This is a genomic window from Haliea sp., from assembly GCF_040222615.1.
GTDB lineage: Bacteria > Pseudomonadota > Gammaproteobacteria > Pseudomonadales > Halieaceae > Haliea.
Genome location: NZ_JAVKCQ010000159.1, coordinates 1 through 5,711, shown reverse-complemented (window position 1 = coordinate 5,711; position 5,711 = coordinate 1). Strand labels below are relative to the sequence as shown.

Sequence of the window (5,711 nt, the reverse complement as noted above, 5' to 3'; positions counted from 1 at the left end):
CCTGCGGCAACTGCAGTTCCTGCCGGGAGATCGCCGAGGGCCGCAGCGTCGACCTGCTGGAGGTGGATGCGGCTTCCCGGACCAAAGTGGAGGACACCCGCGACCTGCTGGAAAACGTGCAGTACGCGCCCACCCGTTCCCGCTACAAGGTGTACCTGATCGACGAGGTCCACATGCTCTCCAACAGCAGTTTCAACGCGCTGCTGAAGACGCTGGAAGAGCCGCCCCCGCATGTGAAGTTCCTCCTCGCGACCACCGACCCGCAGAAGCTGCCGGCCACGGTGCTGTCGCGCTGCCTGCAGTTCAACCTGAAGAACATGGTGCCCGAACAGATTGCCGGACACCTGGCGCGGGTGCTGGAGGCGGAGATGATCCGCTTCGAGGAGCCGGCCCTGTGGCTGCTGGGCCGGGCCGCCGACGGCAGTATGCGTGACGCCCTCAGTCTCACCGACCAGGCGATCGCCTTCGGCTCGGGCGGCATCACCGAGGCGGGTGTGCGCAGCATGCTGGGCACGGTGGACATGAGCTTCGTCTACCAGTTGCTGGAGGCGGTGGCGGCGGGGGAGCCGGCGGCGCTGCTGGAGACCGTGGCGCGGATGGCCGAGCACGCGCCGGACTTCGAGTCCAGCCTGGAAGAAATGTTGTCCCTGCTGCACCGGATTACCGTTGCCCAGGTATTGCCCGAGCTGCGCGATAACAGCCGCGGCGATGTCGAGCGGGTGGAGACGCTGGCGCGTGCGCTGACCGCGGAAGACGTGCAGCTGTTTTACCAGATGGCCCTGAACGGCAAGCGCGATCTGCCCTATGCCGCAGACCCGCGCAGCGGCTTCGAGATGACTCTGCTGCGCATGCTGGCCTTCCGTCCGGCGCTGTTGCCAGAGACCGGCGAACACAGCGGTGGCGGCGGCGCCGGCGGCAGTGCGCCCGGCAGCGACGCCGGCCCCCCGGGACCGGCCGCAGGCGGCGCCGGTATTTCCGCCGTCGGTCTCCCTGCCACCGGGAGTGCCGCCGCTGCTCCGGCTGCCAGCAGTACAGCGCCGGCACCGGTTTTCGCGCAGCCTGAACAGGCCGCATCGCCGGTGCAGGTCGCACCGACGCTACCCGCCGCGCCGCCAGCCCATCCCCCAGCGCGTTCCCAGCCTGCGCTGACGGCCGCCACCGGTTCCGCGCCCGCACCGCGTATTGACCGCGCCACGGCCCCATCGCTGGTGGCGCCGGAGGACTGGCCCGAGCTGCTGGCAAATCTGGGGCTGGCGGGCATTGTCCAGAACATCGCGTCGCACTGTGCGCTGCACGCCCAGCAGGGTACGGACTTCCATTTCATACTGGACGAATCCAATCTCGCCCTGTTCAATCCCGGCCATGCGGACCGTATTCGCCTGGCGCTACAGAACTACTTCGACACGCCGGTGTCTGTCTCCATAGAACCTGGCCAGCCGGCGACGGCAACGCCGGCCCAGCGCAGCGCCCAGCGGGCCAAAGAGCGCCAGCTGGAGGCGGAACAGGCCATCGAGCACGATCCACTGCTGCAACAGCTGATCCAGCGGTTCGACGGTGAGCTGGATCGCGCCTCGATTACCCCCCTGGATTCCTGAGGAGATGATATGAAAGGCATCAACGACCTGATGCAGCAGGCCCAGAAAATGCAGGCCGACATGCAGAAGGCGCAAGAGGAACTGGCCCGTGCCGAGGTCAATGGCGAGGCCGCGGCGGGCCTGGTGACGGTCACCATGACCGGCCGCCACGATGTGAAGCGCGTGCGTATTGACGACTCCGTGCTGAGCGAGCCGAAGGAAGTGCTGGAGGATTTGCTGGCAGCCGCGGTCAACGACGCGGTACGCAAGGTGGAGGCCCGCAACAAGGAAACCATGGCCGGGTTCGCCTCCGGCATCAACCTCCCTCCCGGCTTCAAGCTGCCATTCTGAGAATTGCATGAAATTCAGCCCCGCCCTCAGCAACCTGATGGACGCTCTCCGCTGTCTGCCCGGTGTTGGCCCGAAGTCAGCCCAGCGTATGACCCTGCATCTGCTGGAGCGCGACCGCGACGGCGCCCTGGCTTTGGCCGATGCGCTGCAAACTGCCATGGATCGCGTAGATCACTGCAGCCGCTGCCGCAATTTCACCGAGCTGGAGATCTGTGAGATCTGCAGCGACCCGCGCCGTGATCACCAGACCATCTGTGTGCTGGAGACCCCGGGCGATGTGCTGGCGGTGGAGCAAAGCGGCAGTTATCGCGGCCTGTATTTTGTGCTCATGGGTCACCTGTCGCCGATCGACGGTATCGGCCCCCGGGAAATCGGCCTGGACCGATTCCAGGCGCGGGTGGTGGAAGAGGGCATTACCGAGGTGATCCTGGCCACCAATCCCACCGTCGAAGGCGAGGCCACCGCCTATTATCTATCGGACATGCTGTTGCCACGGGGTATCCGCGTGTCGCGCATTGCCCACGGGGTGCCCCTGGGCGGTGAACTGGAGTACGTGGATGGCAGCACCCTGGCCCACGCCTTCACCGGTCGCCGCCAGCTGGCGCAGGAGTCCTGAACATGGAGTGGGAGCTGGTAGAGAGCGACGCAGCCCTGCGCGAGGTACTGGCCGCGAACGCGGGCGCCGAGGCCGTGGCGGTAGACACAGAGTTCATGCGCCGCGACACCTTTTATCCGGAGGTGGCGTTGGTACAGCTGTGTTTTGGCGACAAGGCCTGGCTGGTGGACCCACTGGCTCTGACCGACCTGGAACCGCTAAGGGCCCTGTTGCGGGATTCGCGCACCGTCAAGGTCTTGCACTCCGCCAGCGAGGATCTGGAGGTGTTTGATCGCTGGCTCGCTGTGCTGCCGGAACCACTGTTCGATACCCAGCGCGCAGCGGCCCTGGTCGATCACGGTTTCGGTATGGGCTACCGCGGACTGGTGCTGGATATGGAGGGTGTCGACCTGCCGAAGGGCGAGACCCGCTCGGACTGGTTGCAGCGCCCGCTGACCACTTCCCAGTGCGAATACGCCGCACAGGATGTCGCCCACCTGCTGCCGGTCTGGCGCAAGCTCCAGGCGGCCTGTGTGGCCCAGGGCAAGCTGGACTGGGTGCTGGCGGATGGTGCGGATACGCTCGCCGCCTTTCGCGCCGAGTCCCCCAGTTTTGCCCTGCGGATCAAGTCGGCCTGGAAGCTTGACCGGCGCGCTACCGGGCGGCTGTACGCGCTCTGCGCCTGGCGCGAGGACACCGCCCGCCGGCGCAACAAGCCCCGGGGCTGGATCATAGACGACAATGCCTGCCTGGTGCTGGCCGAGTCGGATCCGCAGGACTCCGCGGCGCTGGAGCGGACCGGCTGTCTCAGCCCGGGCGCCCTGCGCCGGGACGGCGAGGCCCTGCTGGCGGTATTGGCAGTCCAGCGTGGGCAGTCGGAGGCAACGCTGCCGCCGCGCCTGCCGCAGCCGCTGCAACCCGCCGAGCGCAAGCAACTGCAATCGCTCAAGTCCCGGGCGAAGAAAATTGCCCGGGACCTCGGCGTGGCGCCGGAGGCGCTGCTGCAGGCGCGGGACTATGAAATTCTGCTGCGCCAGCAGTTGGGTGCGGATCTGCCGGACCCCCCGGCCTGGAGTGGTTGGCGGGCACAGCAGGTCATTGCACCGCTGCGCCGCGCCCTGGGAGAGGCTGCATGAAGCGTATTTGCCAGATATTCCGCAGTCCGCGCAAACCCGAGATGTACCTTTACGTCGACAAGGCTCAGGGGCTGGCAGAAGTCCCGGAAGCACTGCTGACCCAGTTCGGGGAACCGCAGCCGGTAATGGTGCTGGCCCTGGATGCCAATCGCAAGCTGGCCCGGGTGCGGGCAGTGGAGGTGCTGGACGCCATTGCTGCACAGGGCTTTTTTCTCCAGATGCCGCCCACGGATGCGGAACTGCGCCAGCGGGAGAACGCGCGCTCGCGGGAGCAAGCGGGTGGATGAATGGTGGCAGAAACCGCTGCAGGAACTGACGCCAACGCAGTGGGAAGCACTTTGCGATGGCTGTGGCCGCTGCTGCCTGCACAAGCTGCAGGACGAGGACAGCAACGAGGTGTATTACACCCGGGTGAGCTGTCGCTACCTGGATACCTCCAGCTGCCGCTGTACCGACTACCCCCGGCGCAGCGCGCTGGTACCGGACTGTGTCACCCTGACCTCCGACAACCAGGAGGCGCTGGGCTGGCTGCCTCCCACCTGCGCCTATCGCCTGCGTGCCCGGGGCGAACCACTGCGTGACTGGCACCCCCTGCTCTCCGGGGATCCGGAGTCTGTGTACCGCGCGGGGATCTCGGTGCGCGGGCGCACCCTGCCGGAGCAGCATGTGCACCCGGACAGTTATGAAGAGCACATCATTTACTGGGTTGACGAGGAGGAATGATGATTCAGGACCAGAGCTACATCATTGCACTGGCGGTCTACCTCGGGTCCGCTCTGGTGGCCCTCGGTTCCCTGTTCTGGTGGCTGCGGCGCAGTTGGCGACCAGTCTGGCGCTGGTTCCTGCTGCTGACCGGGCTGGCCTTGTTGCTGACCCCGGCCTATCCTTATGAAGGGGTTGACACTTTGGCGCCTGCCCTGGTGGTTGCTGGTTTCCAGATTCTGACCGCTGGCCCGGAAGCCGCCCAACACGCGCTGCGCCCGCTCGCCGCCGCTCTTGCGGCAGCTGTGGTGCTGACCCTGCTGCTGCGTATCCTGTTCCTGCGCAGACAGTGAACCACCCCCGGAACCGCTAGGAGGATTCACCATGCCCACGCTGAGCACGAGAATTCCCGTTCTGTTGGCCGCGGCACTGTTGCTGTTGGCGAGCCTGCTGGTCACCGGCCGGCTCCACGCCCAGGCGCCGTTGGGCCAGCAACCGGACCTGCGCTTGCTGATCGACATTTCCGGCAGCATGAAACAGTCGGATCCCGACAACCTGCGCGGTCCGGCGCTGGAGCTTATCGTGCGTCTGCTACCGGAGGGCGCGCGCGCAGGCGTCTGGATCTTCGGCGAAGCGGTGGAGCAGATCGTGCCCCACGGTACCGTTAACGCCGCCTGGCGGGAGCAGGCGCTTGAGGCGGTAGCCCTGATCGACAATTCCGGGCAGCGCACCAATATTCCCGCCGCGCTGGCCGCGGCAACCTATGATCTGGGCAGCCTGAGTTCCGCCTATCGGACCAGCGTCGTTCTGCTGACCGACGGCAAGGTCGACCTGTCGCCATCGCCGATGGCGAACGCGGCGGCGGCGCGGGATTTGCTGGCGAGCACCGCGCCTGACCTCGGCGCGATCGGCATTCCCGTACACACGATAGCCCTGTCGGATGAGGCCGACTGGACCTTTCTGCGAGCGCTGGCAGACACCACCGCAGGAATCGCGGAAAAGGCGGAGACCGCAGGGGACCTGACCGGCATTTTTGTCCAGTCGCTGGAGATGGTCGCGCCTTCGGCCAGGGTGCCGGTGGTGGGCAACATCTTCCTGATCGATGACAGCGTCGACCAGTTCACCGCGCTGGTGTTCTACGATCAGCCCGCCACAGAGGTGACCTTGACCAGCCCGTCGGGCGTCGAGTATCGCCCCGGGAGCAGGCAGGACGGTGTGGAGTGGTTCCGGAGCAGCCAGTTTGCTCTGGTGACGGTGAATTCGCCGGAGCGGGGTGCATGGACCCTGGCGGCGCCGGATGGCGCCCGCAGCCGGGTCTCGGTGATCTCCGACCTGCAGCTGGAGGTTGATCCA

Annotated in this window: 8 protein-coding genes; all 8 read left to right on the top strand. The window is 66.4% G+C overall.

Annotated elements, in window-relative coordinates:
- Positions 1-1,595 (top strand): DNA polymerase III subunit gamma/tau (dnaX, locus tag RJQ10_RS13070; protein ID WP_350147286.1); only part of this gene is annotated, 1,595 nt, incomplete at its 5' end.
- A gap of 9 nt (positions 1,596-1,604) precedes the next feature.
- Complete coding sequence (locus RJQ10_RS13065; RefSeq protein WP_350147283.1) at positions 1,605-1,925, top strand: YbaB/EbfC family nucleoid-associated protein; 321 nt, start codon at positions 1,605-1,607, stop codon at positions 1,923-1,925.
- A 7-nt stretch (positions 1,926-1,932) separates the two neighbouring features.
- Complete coding sequence (recR, locus tag RJQ10_RS13060; RefSeq protein ID WP_350147281.1) at positions 1,933-2,541, top strand: recombination mediator RecR; 609 nt, start codon at positions 1,933-1,935, stop codon at positions 2,539-2,541.
- A gap of 2 nt (positions 2,542-2,543) precedes the next feature.
- Positions 2,544-3,656: a ribonuclease D gene (gene rnd / locus RJQ10_RS13055; RefSeq protein WP_350147279.1), complete on the top strand. Its 1,113-nt coding sequence runs from the start codon at positions 2,544-2,546 to the stop codon at positions 3,654-3,656.
- Positions 3,653-3,943, top strand: coding sequence for a YcgL domain-containing protein (locus RJQ10_RS13050; protein ID WP_350147277.1), 291 nt, complete (start codon positions 3,653-3,655; stop codon positions 3,941-3,943). The genes rnd and RJQ10_RS13050 overlap by 4 nt, the downstream gene beginning before the upstream one ends.
- Entirely contained in the window at positions 3,936-4,379 is a 444-nt protein-coding gene (locus tag RJQ10_RS13045) for a YcgN family cysteine cluster protein (RefSeq protein WP_350147275.1), read from the top strand. The genes RJQ10_RS13050 and RJQ10_RS13045 overlap by 8 nt, the downstream gene beginning before the upstream one ends.
- Positions 4,376-4,711 (top strand): hypothetical protein, encoded by a 336-nt coding sequence (locus tag RJQ10_RS13040; protein WP_350147273.1) that lies wholly within the window; start codon positions 4,376-4,378, stop codon positions 4,709-4,711. Before RJQ10_RS13045 ends, RJQ10_RS13040 begins: the two co-directional genes overlap by 4 nt.
- Positions 4,712-4,742: 31 nt before the next feature.
- The coding region (locus RJQ10_RS13035; protein WP_350147271.1) for a vWA domain-containing protein at positions 4,743-5,711 on the top strand (969 nt) is incomplete at its 3' end.